Raw genomic sequence first — 15,711 nt, 5'->3', positions numbered from 1 at the left:
AGCTGGCCGAGCTTCACCTGTTGCGGTCGGTTGTCGAGACGCTGGGTGTTGATGTTCACGCAGAACTGACCCACTAAGGGGCGTAATTTTCATCGAGTTTTGACCCACGTGATTGAATGTCCTGCTCAATCTTTGAGCAGGGGATACAAAGGTGATCACGGTGGGCTTATTGGCCAAGATCAGGCGGATGTATTTCCGCGAGAAGGTCCCGCTGCGCGAGATTGCGAGGCGTACGGGCCTGTCCCGAAACACGGTGCGCAGTTGGCTGCGGCAGACCGATGCTGTCGAGCCGAAGTATCCGAAGCGCGTCAGCCCGAGCGTCGTGGACGAGTGGGCCGCACAGCTGACGGGCTGGCTGCGGGCGGACAGTCATCGACCGAAGCGTGACCGGCGCACCGCGCGATTCATGTTCGAGGCGATCCGCGGCGAGGGTTACGCGGGCAGCTACGGCCGCGTCAGCGCGTTTGTGAGGCGCTGGCACAAGGAGCAGGCCGAAGCCCCGCGCAGGAAGGCCTACGTGCCACTCGCCTTCGAACCCGGCGAAGCCTTCCAGTTCGACTGGAGCTGCGAATACGCCTTCGTCGGCGGCCTGCGGCGGCGCCTGGAGGTTGCCCACGTCAAACTGAACGCCAGCCGCGCGTTCTGGCTCGTCGCCTATCCCACCCAGAGTCACGAGATGCTGTTCGACGCGCACGCCCGTGCATTCGCCGCGTTCGGCGGTGTGCCCCGGCGCGGCATCTACGACAACATGAAGACCGCCGTGGACAAGGTCGGTCGCGGCAAGGAGCGCGCGGTCAACGCCCGCTTTGAAGCGATGTGCAGCCACTACCTGTTCGAGCCGGATTTCTGTAACCGAGCGGCAGGCTGGGAGAAAGGCATCGTCGAGAAGAACGTTCAGGACCGCCGACGGCAGATCTGGCACGAAGCAGCGCTACGGCGCTGGGAGACGCTGGAGATCCTGAACGAATGGGTTGCCGGCCAGTGTCGCGAAGCCTGGCACATGCGGCACCCGCAATGGCCCGAGCTGACAGTCGAGGACGTGTTGCAGGACGAGCGCACCCGGCTGATGCCCAATCCACGGCCGTTCGACGGCTATGTCGAGCAGACCTTGCGCGTCTCGTCGACCAGCCTGATCCACGTCCAGCGCAACCGCTACAGCGTGCCCACCGAATACACGAACCAGTTGGTAAGCGTGCGCTGCTATCCGGCGTATCTCAGTGTCGTCGCCGACGCCCAGGAGATCGCCCGTCACGAACGCAGCTTCGAGCGGCACATGACCTTTTACGACTGGCGACACTACATCACGCTGGTCGAGCGCAAACCCGGCGCGCTACGCAACGGGGCGCCCTTCATAACGATGCCGCAGCCGCTGCAGCTGTTGCAGCGGCACCTGCTGAAACACCCGGGCGGGGATCGCGTCATGACCCAAGTGCTCTCGGCCGTGCGCGAACATGGGCTTGATGCCGTGCTGCTTGCGGTACAGGCTGCGCTGGATTCAGGGCGTCCAAGTGGCGAGCACGTCCTGAACGTGCTGAGCCGGCTGAAGGCGCCCGTCACGAGTGCCACTCCCGCCACGACGAAACTTCAGCTCAAGGAAGAGCCGGCGGCTGACGTGAGCCGCTACGAGACGCTACGCGCCAACCCACCGGAGGATCGTCATGTCTAACGACATCATTGCCCAGCTCAAGGGCCTCAAACTGCACGGCATGGCGAGCACCTGGCCGGAGCTGCTGGCACAGGCGCGTCACACTGACTTCGAGCCGGAGCGCTTCATGAAGCAGCTGTTGATGGCGGAGACCGCCGAACGGCAGGTACGCTCGATCGCCTACCAGATGACCGCCGCACGTTTCCCGGCTCACCGCGACCTGAAAGGCTTCGACTTCGCACAGGCACAAGTTGATGAAGCGCTGGTTCGTGAACTCAGCGAACTGTCGTTTCTCGCGAGCGCACACAACGTCGTGTTCATCGGCGGCCCAGGCACCGGCAAGACGCACCTTGCCTCGGCAATCGGAATCGAGGCCGTACAGCGCCACGGCAAGCGTGTGCGTTACTTCTCAACTGTCGAGCTGACCAACGCGCTAGAGCAGGAGAAATCGACCGGCAAACAAGGCCAGATCGCACACAAGCTGATGTACGTCGATCTGGTGATTCTCGATGAACTGGGCTATCTGCCGTTCAGCCAGACCGGTGGTGCATTGTTGTTCCATCTGCTCTCAAAGCTGTACGAGCACACGAGTGTCGCGATCACGACCAATCTCAGCTTCGGCGAATGGGCGACCGTGTTCGGGGATGCAAAGATGACGACAGCGCTGCTGGACCGGGTTACGCATCACTGCCATATCGTCGAGACCGGCAATGAATCGTGGCGCTTCAGGACCAGTTCTGCCAAGGCGAAGGCAACGAGAAAAAGAGCAGCAAAACCGGCTGGAAACGAAGAGTTATCCACACCGGAATAGATGTACTACGCTGTCTCGAGGTGGGTCAAATTTAGATGAAAACGGTGGGTTAAGACTCCGTGAAAATCAACAGTGGTGCGGCTTGGCGTCGTCAATGAGATGTTGAGCGCCCTCGCCCCAAAAAGCCATTGCTAGTCGAATCGGAGACGATGCATCGTGTCTGCGCATCATATCGCGCACGCGGCCAGATATTTCTGCTGCGGAGCCAAGGAATCGTGCGTCAGCATTGTTCGTCATGTCGGAGTCGCAGGCGCTCAGCGCGAAACGATGAAGAATCCATTTGAGGTCGATCCCACACGCAGCTCGTTGGTTTTTCCGGGCACGATAACCATTGTTGGCGTTGCGCCTCCACGTTGGCCAAACGACTTCGGCGATGCGGTGACTAGATGCCTGCCGGGCGGCAAGTAGACCACAACGTTTTCGCCCGATTTCATAATTGCAACATCCTCACCATCCACCGAGATGATAATGCGGACGCCGGAGCCGACCAGTCCCCCGTCGCGCACAATCTCAATGCGCTGGGCACCCTCACTGGATGTTGAATAAGTCTGTGAAAGAACTCGTTCAGGTTCAATCTGCGTGGACTGCGCAGAGGTGATTTCAGTAGAACTGCAGCCCGCGAGTGTGAAGGTGGCCCCCGCGATCAATAGCGACATGGCACTACTTGTTCATATGGCTAGTTCTGGATGTCGAGTTAAAGTGGAATGTTGACGGGCCGCTTTGGAAGCGGGCCGGCCTGCTGTCGTACAAGAAGGCGTACCGCTCTGGAGATTTTGGATGTGCCATGTGGAACTTTCCCCTGCGACTTCGTGCATATTATCTTTCATGACCCGGTCGACTAGATTGGCGAAAATGGATTCTTTATGTTTCGTCGCCACTTTTTTCGCAAGGTTCAAGTTTCAGGTTTAGCTGCAATCGGTAGCGCAACAGCGGAAACGTATCACTCCTGTAGTCTCCTGGAATATGCAGGCGAGCGGGGCCGGGTCTGCCGCAATGTCGAGCGCGATCGGGCGCTTGTCATTGACAGTCATTTCGCCATAAGCGGCGGTCACTAAGGAACTAAGGCTACCAATTTCCTCGAACTGCCCCTCGTGCGTTGTCTCCGGCAGGGCTGTAATGACTATGCCATCTCGCCTCACTGCCATCTAGGTTCGATACTACTTGCAGCACTTGAGCCTATATTTCGCTTCATAAACCACTTGAGATCGTGGATCGCGAGTGAACAGTGGCGGAGGAGGGCGGGCGGCCGCTTTCCAGCGTCAACGAACATTGCGAACACGTTGTTGGTCGCGTTGACGGAGCCGTTGTCGAACCTGAACATAGATGTTCGCTTGTGGGTTAGCGAGATCTCTGAAAGTGACGGCAAGCGAGTAAGGCTCCGACACGTTAGGCTCAGTATTCCACGATTCATCTTTCCTAGTCACCACCACGAAGAGCTTCCGCGAACCCGATCTCTTATATGTCCAGGTTGCACATTGCAGTGTGCCTTTGGATCGAACGGTTGCATTAATGTTGGCAGACCCTGACTCCTTCAACTGTCGAGCAGCCGCGACCCGATTGGTATTAAACCAGCCAGTCACCTGTTCGAGGCTATCAGCTTCGACCACGTTGAAGCTCAGCTTGACAGCCCGATAGCCAATGCGTGTTGTCCTGACTGAGGGGCTGTACGCGAGTGCAACCGATATCTCTCGGGATCTGCTGCTTCCTGACCAGAAGTCGTCGGGCAACGCCAATTCATAGTAATGGTGGTGATCAAGGGCGATACCATCGATCCCCAACAATGTCACCACGTTGTCTGTCGATTCGAATAGGTAGCCGTCCTCAACTTTTCCATAGCCCGCAACGATCAGCTTCTGAGGTTCCGGAATGAGCGCGTCGGCTTCGCCAGGAATACGGGCGTGAGCGCCAAGCAGAGCGCGCAATGAATTTGCGGACGCATTTGGCGTATAGCGCAGCAACGAAGCGGCTAGATGAGCTACTTGGGGGGCAGCAAAGCTGGTTCCGGGCGCATCATCGAAAAGTCGTCCGTCGGCAAAATGCCGTGACGTCGAAACGACACCGAGCCGGTGGTGTGTGAAGTTTTGCCGAAGATGCTGCCAAGCGAAGTTTCCACCTTCCGCGAGGAAGTCGGGTTTAATCGCGCCACCGATCGACGGGCCTACTCGTGTGAACGGACTGGGTTGGTTACGTCGAGCCAGGGGCGTGGTTTCGATTCGCTCAGGAAACCGCTGGGCCTGATGATCAAGCTCGAACTGAGCGAGCCCTCCCACCGTAACTGAATTGAGAGACGGCGCAGGGTCCAGAAGACGAAAGGAGTCGCCACGCAGATAACCTGGGAAATCTGCTAATGCCGTGTCGGGTATGTTCGGCTGATTACCTGTAGGGACGACGAACAGGATATCTCGTTCCCGAGACAATCGATCAAGCGTGTAAGCTAACCCTCGAACGTGCCGCCCATCGTACACCTTGTTTGCGTCTCCATACGAGAGGCAAAACACCTTACATCCATAGGTGTCGCTGAAGTATGCAACAGCTTCCTCAACAGCCTTCTCGACAAACCGAGTTTGATCTTGTCCGTCATTGGCGAATACCTTCCCTGCAAAGAGTCGCAAGCGTGGCGCAAATTGATCGGGCAATAGTTCAAATACCTTACCGTACAGAGCAAGCCCTGCGACACGTGTGCCATGCCCGTCCAGATCGCTCGCGTCCTCCCCCTTATCTATGAAGTTTTGCGCATCTCCCATCGCTGGTCCGAGCAAGGGATGACCGGCTGCAATGCCCGTGTCCAAAACGCATATGCCCGGGGCATCAAGGCTTGGCGGCTCGATGACTGGAAGTGCGTTGACGTCCAGACGCAGCGCGTCGAGACCAAATCCGAAACTCGGCGGTAGATCGACAAGCCTGACATCGCGGTAGTTGAGCAACTCGGCCAAGGTACCTGCTGAGACGCGCACCTTGTATAGTACGAGACTGTCTCGATGCAACGAGTCCAGCTGTTCGATGTCATTCCTTCGAAGTAAGGCTTCAAAGGCGGCCATCATGCGATCACGCTCGTCCCGGCGATCCAAGGGCCAAAGCTCGACATCGACGATCGAGTCGTTCTCATCTGGCAGGCCAAGTTGCTGCAGCGCTGCGCCTGCGCGGTCATCAGACGTCCAGGAGTCGAACGCATTCATCGCAAGAAGCAAACTTGCATGCGTGACTTGACCATCGCGGGCCAGAACGGTGAGCTTCGCGTCTACCTGTTCAAGTGCTGCGTCCGTACTGAAAAGCAAGACGACTGAGGTGCCTTCCTGACTGACGACTGTCAATCCCGGGATGGCTTCAAACGATTCAGGCCGGAAACCATCAACAACCGTTACTTCGAGAAGCCTGCGATTGTCGAAGCCTTCGCTTGGTTGCGTCTCTCGCAACGCCATGAGATTGCGTTGCAACTGCGCACCGTGCTGCCGTGCATTCGGCGGTTTGGGAAACCCCGGGAAGCGTCGTTTCTTTCTCAAATTGATCGGTTCATCGCGTATCACACGCAGATGTTCGTACGCCATCGGCCCCTCGCGAAATCTTGGTTTTTAGATATCCGCATAAGAATGCTTATAAAACCTACTTTACGCAACGCCTCGAAATTGCAGATTGGCGATTTTCTCGACGCAGCGCGGACGTCATATGCGACGACTCAAGAAACTCTCGGCCTTGCAAGATCATTTCCTTGATCGCTCGACGCAGCACTCGCTCGATATCGGCGTGTGACATGCCCTTCAGCTTTGCGACAATCGCAGCATCCGCCGGATCGAAATTTCGACGTACACCACGCAGCTTGCTTTGCAGGAGCTGCGAGATTTGAGCGGCATCAGGAAGCTCGAACTTTACGGTTTCGTCAAAGCGGCGCCATATCGCACTATCCAACAACGACTCGTGATTCGTCGCGGCGACTAGCACACTTCGCCCACGGTAATCGTCAATCATCTGCAGAACGGCATTGACGACGCGCCGCAGTTCGCCATGGTCACCCTCTCCGTTCCGCTCCTTTGCAAGAGCGTCGAATTCGTCGAAGAGCATGACAACGGGTTGGGCGGCAGCGAAGTCAAAGACCTTTCTAAGATTCGCTGCTGTCTCTCCGAGGTAGGATGAAACGACCGCGTCGAGCCGAACAATCGCCAATGGAAGACCCAACTCCGCGGCGACGACCTCGGCAGAAAGCGTTTTACCGCATCCGGGGGGGCCAAAGAACAGCAGCTTCCGAGCAGGCTCAAGACCGTAGCTTTCCAGAACGCCTTGCCGGTTATGTTCAAGCATGAGATGGTCGATTGAGGCGCGGACGTCGTTACTAGTGACGAGATCTTCAAGCTGTCGGGTAGGATGTCGCATCTCGACTAAATCCATCCCGCGCTCTTTGTCAGAGGGTACTGATTTCGCAAGATTTAAAACCGACAGGGAGGCCACTGTTGCGGGTCGACCATACAACAGCTTCTCCAGGTCGTTTGCTAGCAGATGATGCTGCTTGTCTCGCTCCTCGGCGATGACAGCCTCAGACGCGCGTCGGAAGGCCTCGTGATCGCCGTCCACGCCTGCCCGAACAAGTTGCCGCAAAAGTTTTCCGTTAGCCATGATTTACGCTCGGGGACTGAGATGGCCGTCGAGACATGTGTTTATGTACAGTATACGTGAAGCTTGTGTAGAACGGCGACGTTGTGAAGCGTACTCGCACATCGGAGGAAGTCCACAGATTGGATAGCGGCTTCAGTGCACGAACCCTAGCCGTAGTGCACCCCAGTCAACTGTCTCACGCGTTCGCGATGAGTTCTTCTCCGATCCCGGCGTCATTAAAAAGGCGTGTTATCAAACCACCGAGGCGCCCCGGCGGTGTTGATGAAGCAATCGCTCGGCAAGCATCAGCAAAGTGCTGCGTCGCCGATCCGAAGTGCCTATCGTAGTTAGCGCGTTCGATCCGCATCCGTAGCATTTGCCGCAGGAAAAAGGCGCGCTCGTCCATCGGAAGCGTCCGGATGACGTGCTCAAATTCGGCTGCCGTGGCTTTTTGAAGAATCATCTGTTCCCGTGTCCCCCAGCCACTTTTGACAACGATATCTCTTACCGTTTCCCAGAGTGTTGCCTTGGCGAGTCGACGATCCTCGGTCCGAGCGTACTCCATGATGATGTCCGGGTGAAGTTTTCTCCCGAAAGCATCTTCGTCCATCGAGACAGGTTCCGCCTGCTCGCGAAAACGTTCGATCCAAGTCTGCACGATCGAATGACCGACTTTGTCTCCGCCGGGAAATTCCGAGATCGCGGTGCAGAGATCCGTCACCGTTTGCGGGTCAAGATGGCTCGCGGTCGGAATCATCGTCTTGCCTAGTTCAACTATCTCTGGGTCGGTGAGATCAATATCCCAAACCAATCGCTTCAGGAAGCCATATGCGTTTTCTCTTGCTCGCATCGTTTCCGTTTCGGCTGCGTAACGATCGATGATCGCCTCGACAGCGGTGGCGTCAAACTGACCCGACTCCAAGTACTGCACGACAAGCGTTTCGAATTCGTCGCTGGAGATGATTGCGAGGCCGTCAAGCAGTAGGCGCCATCGAGCCTTCTTCTTGGATTCGTCGTCTGGCTCTTGCTTCTTCTCGCCAAGAATTTCCTCCCAGCTTGACGCGCCGCTCTTTAGAACAAACTGGAAGTCAGGGCCGTCGTCAAGGCCCTTGAAGTGAATAGCGGACAGCAGAACGATTGACGGGACGACTCGGCTTAGAACCGCCGGGTCCAACTCCCGATCGCCCAGTATCCGATTGACGATCCGATTGATTCTTCGAATCACGCGGATATTGTCAACGCCGCAGACCGAAACGGCATGCTTGATTGCCGCCGAATAAGGCGATGGAGTGAGACTAGTGGCAATCTCAAACGACTCCTCCGATGTCGTGAGCAGACGGATCTCGAGATCGATCACTTTCTCGCGCAACGTGTCCCACTCCGCTCGCTCGTGCAACTGGTCATCGTTCAAGATTAGGAGGAATCGCGCATCGTGCTGCTGAACGAATTCATCAATAAACCCCAGAACCTCATCGACACCAAGGTTCTTGTGCTTTCTCTCGATGTCATCCAGAACAATGAGCCTACCGCGCAATAGACGAGGCACAGCAAGGAGCGCTACGTCATCAAGCGCCGCGAACCCCTTATGAAAGCCTTGGAGAACTTTTCTCGCACCTTTGATCGCGCCTCGTACGGCTTCCGCTGCAGCCCCACCTTCGTGCGCGCGAGCAAGGGTACTTTGAACGGCTTTCAACTTCAGCTGATTCATATCGAGCACGCCGAATAGCGACAGGTAGACAGCTCGTGTGGCTTCTTCGTCTGTTCGCTCGGCTTTGGCTTCACGCCACAAGTGACTCTTACCTGTTCCCCACTTTCCGGACAGAGCGATGACCTTGTTCTCACGATCGCCAAGTGCGTGGATAAGATGCTGCTTTGATTCCTGCAATGACATCCGAATTGCTCCCACGTGAATGAGATGGTCGTCTCGATGATCGGGGCCGGATGGACTGGCCGCTACGAACTTGCAAGGCGTGCATAGTAGCCAGCAAATTCTTCAAGGACACGCTGCTTCTCAGCCTGCACATAGACCGTTGTCGTCTGCAGAGAGGCATGGCCCAATACCTTCTGAACCACATCGACCGGCACGTCGTCGGCGACCGACTGCGTCCCGAAGGTGTGCCGGAATGCGTGCGCGTTTACTTGGCCGAGCCGCATCCGGTCATCAAGATCTAGCGTGTCCATGGTCTCAATGAGCTCGTTCAACATCCGGCCGATCAACCGGTTCAGGCCGTCGGCCGTATAACCGGCTTCGTCCGATCGCCGCGGTCCGCTACCCTCCCCTGACCGATGCCGTTCCTTTGACGCTTAAGTCCATGGAATGACGACGGGTGCGACTAGCGGTCCGATGGGCGTGGCATTCGCGTCGCCTTCGTCAAAAGCTTTGCGTCGATCCGCCCAATGCACGCGTAAGGCATCGAGTGTTGCGCCGCTCACCGGCACCGTACGCTCTCGCTGCCCCTTGCCGACGATGGTCAGCTCCCACACCGGTCGCTCAAGCGTCGCATAAAAAGAAGGGCGCAGGTTTTCGCGTCGAGCCGTCGTCGCTTCCTCACGACGCAGCCCCGAATCGCCCATCAACAGGATCGCGGCACGCACCGCCCGCCACTGTACAGCCCTCTCTTCGGCCGATCGCGTATCCAGTTCATCGCGCAACTTGCGCCACAGCGCAGCAGGTAACGCGCGCTCGATCTGCATCGCGCTGGCGCGTTTAACCACGACCGGATCGTTGACCGCTTTCCACGGATTGCCGCCCAGATACCGCACATCAACCCACCACGTGAACGCAGTGCGGAGCACGCGAACGGTATAGCGCTGCGACTCGGCCGACAATGAGGCCGAGCCATCGACCGATGCGGCGAAGGGTCGCCAACGCGGCGAGTGTCGCGCAAACCGCTCCCCCACAAAACGTGCGTCCGGATTTTTCAAAAAATCCTTGTACGCCTCGCAGTCGTCGACCCGCAGATCGCTCAGCGCCTTGCCGCGCAACACGACCGCCCATAACAGAAAGCGCTCGAGTTCCTTGGTGTAGGCGCGCAGCGTTTTCGGTTGATCACGGAAACGGTTCAGATAGGCCCTCACCGCATCGAGATCGTGATTCGCCTGGATATAGCAGAACGCCGTCGAACGATTTTCGCCGGCGGCACCGGAGAGCGCGTGCGGCACCGCCAGCCGTTCCAGCGGCGCAAGCGTCAACCTGCCATTGCAGCGTTCGCTCGCAAAATCCGGCACCACCTCGACGAGCTCATCGGCGACCAGCGGCACGCCATCGTGCTCGTCCGAATCGATGTCGATCTCGACAGTCAGTTGCAGCTTCGCCTGGTTCCTCCTCAGCCAACTGACGATGGCCCGCGCCCGTCCACGTCCGATACGCGGGATCGAGCGCCACCAGCTGGGGCCCCGTCGATTGCAAAAGGCGACCAGTTCGCCGAGCGTGGCGATGCCCTCGCCTTTCAAGCGCTTCGCGATGCGCGGTCGGATCCACGCGCCGATCGGGTGATCGGCGTGCGGTGTCGCCGCCGCGAGCTGCGCCGCTTCGGTGACCATTCGAAACGTGACTGCGGTGAGCTTGGGCTGCCCGTGCTGTCTGATGGAGGCGCGTAGGTGGTCCGCGAGTGCAGTTGAGCCATGCGCGACTGCGAGCTGCACCAGCGTGTCGAGCATGCGATTCAGATACCGCTCCATCGCGCCGGGCGTCGCCGCGTGCGTGTCCTCGTCCGGGTCGTAATAGGTGCGCGCGATGACGGCCGGGGCGATGCGCTGCACGTAGGCGCGCAGCGCCGTGAAATCCTTGGTGGTGAAGCCGCGCGTGATTGCGATGTCGGTGACGGCTTCGCCGGAGGCGGTGGCTTGTCCGGAGGAGGCGCGGCGCTCAGCCATCTCCGTCCTCCTTATCCGCATCGTCGCCCTTGTCGCGGCCCTCACCGTCGCCTTCGTCGTCGTCCGCGGTTTCCTCGCCCGCTGATGACGGCATCGGGCCTGCATCAACTGGGAGTACCCGCACGCCAATCCGCGCGAGCACCGCATGCGTCTGCGCGAGAAACACCTCCGGCCACGTGGCGCACAGAAACTCGAAGGCCACGCGCGCATCGCGCAGTACCCCATTCAGACTCGCGTTCTCCGCCGTAAGTCCGGTCACGTCGAAATCAGTTTTGGGCCGCGCGCCGTACATCACGCGCTGGACGAGCGCGACCGCGCCACAGTCGGCGATGAAATCGAGCACCGGCATGAAGCGCGGGTCTTGATAGAGGGCGCTACCGAAAGTTTCGGCGAGCGCAATGAGTACTGCCAGTTCCATGCGCGTCGGCTTGAGCGGGAGACACCGCGGCAGGGACGGCACGGTCTGGCCGTAGGTCGTGAGCCAGGCGGCTGCGGCAGTGCGCTTTGACGTAATCGCCTGGTCGATTTTCAGGGCAACGCGCGCGACCTCCGCGCTCGGTGCTTCGCTCGGCCAGCAATGGGAATCGTCGTGATTCGGGTCGTGATTCACGTCGTGATCGTGATGACGATCGGCGCCGCTCGACCCGGGCCGCGCGCGCTCGTCGTTTTCCTCGTCATCCGCCGCAAAGCCTTGCGCCATGGGCCCTCCCCTCTCGTGCGTTTTGCGACAAGCCGTATTTTATCCCTGAAACGCTATCCCGATAATAGACATTATCAGGTTTCCTAATTAATATGAGCTGATAGTTCCGTGTGAAGGTGATGCGCTCATTAAGGTCATCGAGCAAATTTCTATTGCGAGGCCGTCCGCGGCGTATCTGCCTTCGCGGGCGGTCTAGCTTCGTCGATTAGTAGCTCAAGAAGACGCCATTCAATCCGCGATCGCGCCCGCATGGCGGTCGATAACCAGCGGCGGCAGATACAGATCATCCTCGATCAGAGATTCGATTGCCAGATGTCGATACGCTAATGTCGCGCAGGCGGGCCCGTGACTTGCAATGGCGGTTAAGCAGCGAATGACCGCGATTACCGCAGGCCGACAGCGCCGTGCAATGGTGCCGACGAAAAGCCAAGCGGGGTTAGGCCGTTATGTAGTGATCGAACGCGCCGCGATCGTCCGCAGCTGTGAAAAGGCTCCTCCGTGGCTCGACGAGCGCAAAGCCGTCGCTCGTTCGCGCCGTCATTCGGCCGCCGACTCGTGAAGATCGATCTCCAGTCGTCGGCGGTTCAATGGGTTCGGCGAACAGGGCTCCATCGAAGTACGTGTCATCGAGTTCCATGATGGTGTCGTCTCCCATCAAGATAACAAGCATATCGACCGCTTTGTCGCCCGGCACAACGGAGATCTCTATCCAAAACCACTTTGGACGTCATCCGTAGCAAGCAAAGATGATGGATTGTGGGCCGGCCAGCAGCTCGCCGGAAGCGGGGACGATATCACGATAGTTATCGAGCCCTGCCGCATTCGGAGGGACGCGCTAAATCCGTGCCAAATAGGGCTTTCAGGTCTGATTCTTGGCTGTCTTTCAGACTTCAATCAGCCGGTCCCGACTTGTTCAACACGACACAAGGATCATTGGATGGCGTCGCAAGACCTAGAGACGTCATCCGGGGCAAGCAAAGGTGACGGATTGCGTTCCGGCCAGCGGCTCACGGGAGCGTGGGCGATACCCTGATAGTGACCTTCCTCCACCTCTCGTAACCCGACTCAAGGCTTGATAGCGCCGCTCAGCGTGCTGGGCCGCTCAAAAAAAGGCGACCCTCGTTTCGGCAAAGCACTAGGATGACATTTTCACAAGTGAAATCCGAGTATACCCCTGTCTCGGGGTGGGTCAGATTTAGATGACAACGGTGGGTGAAGACTTGGTGGAAATCACCACCCACGGCCAATTCGAAGGCCTTGCATTTCTGCGACAGTTAGTTGCGAACCGATCGAAAACGTAAAAAAACTATTGAACTTGTAGTAAGCGTTACGACTTCGAAGTCTTTACGATTTTAAGGTCGTATCCATGCCTATTTCCGACACTCTCGGGTATCTCCATCCCTTTAAAAGCCTAAATGGCGTGGAACATTTCGTTTAAATCCCACTAGAAGCCCCGCTGGACAAGAATCCGGGGCATTGCCTCTTTATCGCCAAGTTGTTTCACGGGCAAGCGCCAGTTTCACGACTTCACTCTCTTTCGAGGAATCACCGTGAGCCCTTTGGCTACTCGGCTTTCCAGCAACTCATCATGCAGCAGAGTTAACTTGTCAAGCCCTAGCTTTCCGTTTACAGTCTCACCGAAATTCGCCTATCAGCGCTGTATTAGACGCCACTCGGCGAATCCGATCATCATCTACAAAAGGACGGGTCAAATGGCAGCGTCTGCTAAGCCCATCGTGTCGATAACGCACGCAGTGAATGACCTCCCTACTTCGTTCGCCCTTGATGATATCGAGATCATTAGCCAGCACGCGAATGAAACCCTCTTGACGGTACGGGAGCAAATGCTTTTGCCCCACCCCAAGAAGCATGCGCCCGTCTTCACGACACCGCAGCTCGCAGCGCTGTGCCGGACAGATCGCAAGAAGATCAACTACTTCTGGGAGCGCACCGAGCTCGCCTTGCCGCAAGGTAAAACCATGCCGCGCTCTCGAGAATTCACCTTGGCCGAGGCTCGGGAATGGATCAAAAAGATCGGTCCCTTCTCTCCTCGTCCCACTGGCGCCAAGGGCAAGAAAATTGCCGTGGGTAACTTCAAGGGTGGCGTCACCAAGACCACTTGCGCGATGACGCTGGCCCAAGGCCTGTCACTTTTTGGTCGCCGTGTCTTGCTCGTCGATCTGGACCCGCAGGCGTCCCTCTCCGCATTGAACGGGGTGATTGCTGACAGTGAAGTCACCGAAGAACAGACGATCCTACCGCTCATCTACGGTGAGAAGACCGACCTGAAGTACGCCGTACAGACGACCTACTGGGATGGCATCGATCTTATCCCGGCCAGTGCCGCGCTCTTTTCAGCTGAGTTCTTTTTGCCGTTCAAGCAATCCCAAAATTCTGAGTTTCGATTCTGGGATGTGCTCAATGCCGGTCTGGAGCCGCTGTTGGACGAGTACGACGCGATCATCATTGACACGCCCCCTGCCCTTTCCTACGTGACGATCAATGCGTTCATGGCTGCCGACGGCCTAATTGTACCGATTCCGCCAAACGCGCTGGACTACGCCTCCTCCACTCAATTTTGGTCGCTGTTCACGGACTTGGGCAAGAGCATGAAGAACGTGGTCCCGGACCTTAACAAGCGATTCGACTTCATCCATGTACTGTTGACAAAAGTGGACGTCAATCAGATCGCGACCAACAAGGTACGGGAGTGGATCACGCGCTCCTACGATAGCCTGGTCCTGCCTATCGAAATCCCAGCGACAACTGTGACGACCACGGCCTCCATGGAGTTTGGGACGGTTTACGACATCTCGAAGTATGAAGGCAGTAACAAGACCTACCAGCGTGCTCGGGAAGCCTACGACCGTTTCGCAGAAATGATTGACCAGCAACTGATGTCGCTCTGGACAGCGGAGACCAAAGTGGAGGTGGCAGCATGAGTTTGAGAGACAAACTGGCGGCGAAAAATGCCGCGATCGCGGCAGCGTCGGACGGCAATCAAGGCGTGACGCGTCCCAATGACGGCGCACCCAAAACGGCACCCGGCCGTTTGCTTGAAGCCATGCCGATGCTGGCCGCCAAGGACAAGCAGCTGCAGGAGCTCGAAGTCGCCAACACTGAACTGCGTGTGCAGCTCTCGAAAGCAGCCCAGGCTGGCGCGGACCTCCCCCTCAAGCAACTCGTCGAGATCCCTGGGCGTCGTCGCAAGCTCTCGAAAGAGGCCTACATAGCGCTTCGGGAAAACCTGCGACACAACAAGCTAATCCATCCGGTCGTAGTTCGAAAAGCTGAAGGCGAGACTTACGAGATTATCTCGGGCCATCATCGGGTCGATGCATACCGCGACCTGAGCCGGGAACTCATCCGTGCCGTGATTATGGACAGCTCGGAGGAAGAAGCCACGGACGGTGCGTTCAACGTCAATCTGATCCAGTCTGGTTTGACCGACTATGAGAAGTATCTGGGCTTCCGAATCCGCCTGGAAAGAACGCCCGGGATGACGCAAGTGGAGTTGGCTGAGCAGACAGGGATTTCGACCGCCCTTGTTTCGTTCATCCTCCAGTTCGACCAGCTGCCGCCTGACGTGTTGTCGCTGGTGGAAGAGCGCCCTGACCTGTTGGGGGCGACGGCTGTCGCTGCGCTTGCGGGGTACGCTAAGGCAGGCAAAACCGAACAGGTAGTGACTGCGGTGCAGAAGCTGGCCGCTGGCGAAATCGATCAAGGGCAAGCCGTCAAGCTGGCCGGGGCCGAGCCACCGAAGACCAAGAAAGCCTCCCCTCCCCCGGTCATGGAAAAGATCAAGGTAGGGAAAGGGACCTACTGCGAGATGCGCCGCGCGAGGAATGTATTCCGGCTGGAGTTCAAGTCCGAAGACGAAGCGCAACGGATCCACATGGCGCTCAAAAAACTATTGGAAACCGAAGCGTCAACTATGCACATCACTTCCGGAAAAGAAAGCGCTGAATAATCAACGTGTTAAGTAGCCTAAACAGGCGTCTGGAGCAATAAATTAGCTAAGCGACAGCACAAAAACAAAAGCCTCCGGCTGGAAACCGAAGGCTTTTGCGTAAGTGGGCTTGACTAGCAGTCTCA

General features: G+C 57.6%; 12 protein-coding genes. 4 read left to right on the top strand and 8 right to left on the bottom strand.

What is annotated here, in order from left to right:
- Positions 1-187 precede the first annotated feature (187 nt).
- Together istA and istB are read left to right on the top strand one after the other, a co-directional pair.
- Positions 188-1,666: an IS21 family transposase gene (istA, locus tag ACYQ47_RS35885; RefSeq protein WP_459909941.1), complete on the top strand. Its 1,479-nt coding sequence runs from the start codon at positions 188-190 to the stop codon at positions 1,664-1,666.
- Entirely contained in the window at positions 1,659-2,456 is a 798-nt protein-coding gene (gene istB, locus ACYQ47_RS35880; RefSeq protein WP_111483759.1) for an IS21-like element helper ATPase IstB, read from the top strand. Before istA ends, istB begins: the two co-directional genes overlap by 8 nt.
- Before the next feature lie 254 nt (positions 2,457-2,710).
- Here the strand turns inward: istB and ACYQ47_RS35875 are convergent, their stop codons facing one another.
- From ACYQ47_RS35875 to ACYQ47_RS35840, 8 genes are all read right to left on the bottom strand, one after another.
- Positions 2,711-3,112, bottom strand: a complete 402-nt coding sequence (locus ACYQ47_RS35875; protein WP_459909922.1) for a hypothetical protein — start codon at positions 3,110-3,112, stop codon at positions 2,711-2,713.
- A gap of 603 nt (positions 3,113-3,715) precedes the next feature.
- Positions 3,716-6,001 carry a S8 family peptidase gene (locus ACYQ47_RS35870; RefSeq protein ID WP_459909920.1) on the bottom strand — a complete coding sequence of 762 codons (2,286 nt, stop codon included), beginning with the start codon at positions 5,999-6,001 and terminating at the stop codon, positions 3,716-3,718.
- A gap of 55 nt (positions 6,002-6,056) precedes the next feature.
- Positions 6,057-7,061, bottom strand: a complete 1,005-nt coding sequence (locus ACYQ47_RS35865) for an AAA family ATPase (protein ID WP_459909918.1) — start codon at positions 7,059-7,061, stop codon at positions 6,057-6,059.
- Positions 7,062-7,236: 175 nt separating this feature from the next.
- Positions 7,237-8,931, bottom strand: coding sequence for a P-loop NTPase fold protein (locus ACYQ47_RS35860; protein WP_459909916.1), 1,695 nt, complete (start codon positions 8,929-8,931; stop codon positions 7,237-7,239).
- A 62-nt stretch (positions 8,932-8,993) separates the two neighbouring features.
- On the bottom strand, positions 8,994-9,221 hold the full coding sequence (locus tag ACYQ47_RS35855) for a tyrosine-type recombinase/integrase (protein ID WP_459909914.1): 228 nt from the start codon (positions 9,219-9,221) through the stop codon (positions 8,994-8,996).
- Positions 9,222-9,344: 123 nt separating this feature from the next.
- Positions 9,345-10,916, bottom strand: coding sequence for a phage integrase family protein (locus tag ACYQ47_RS35850; protein WP_459909912.1), 1,572 nt, complete (start codon positions 10,914-10,916; stop codon positions 9,345-9,347).
- The gene (locus tag ACYQ47_RS35845) at positions 10,909-11,616 is read right to left on the bottom strand and encodes a hypothetical protein (RefSeq protein WP_459909910.1); all 708 of its coding nucleotides are present in this window, start codon (positions 11,614-11,616) and stop codon (positions 10,909-10,911) included. Before ACYQ47_RS35845 ends, ACYQ47_RS35850 begins: the two co-directional genes overlap by 8 nt.
- A 436-nt stretch (positions 11,617-12,052) precedes the next feature.
- Positions 12,053-12,253 carry a hypothetical protein gene (locus ACYQ47_RS35840; RefSeq protein WP_459909908.1) on the bottom strand — a complete coding sequence of 67 codons (201 nt, stop codon included), beginning with the start codon at positions 12,251-12,253 and terminating at the stop codon, positions 12,053-12,055.
- Between the two features lie 1,075 nt (positions 12,254-13,328).
- Between ACYQ47_RS35840 and ACYQ47_RS35835 the strand changes: the two genes are divergently transcribed.
- Positions 13,329-14,558 carry a ParA family protein gene (locus ACYQ47_RS35835; protein ID WP_459909906.1) on the top strand — a complete coding sequence of 410 codons (1,230 nt, stop codon included), beginning with the start codon at positions 13,329-13,331 and terminating at the stop codon, positions 14,556-14,558.
- On the top strand, positions 14,555-15,586 hold the full coding sequence (locus ACYQ47_RS35830) for a ParB/RepB/Spo0J family partition protein (RefSeq protein WP_459909904.1): 1,032 nt from the start codon (positions 14,555-14,557) through the stop codon (positions 15,584-15,586). Before ACYQ47_RS35835 ends, ACYQ47_RS35830 begins: the two co-directional genes overlap by 4 nt.
- The last annotated feature ends 125 nt before the right edge of the window (positions 15,587-15,711 follow it).

This window comes from Caballeronia sp. HLA56, from assembly GCF_054655155.1.
The sequence above is the reverse complement of the archived record's forward strand: the minus strand, read 5'-3'. Positions and strand labels throughout refer to the sequence as shown.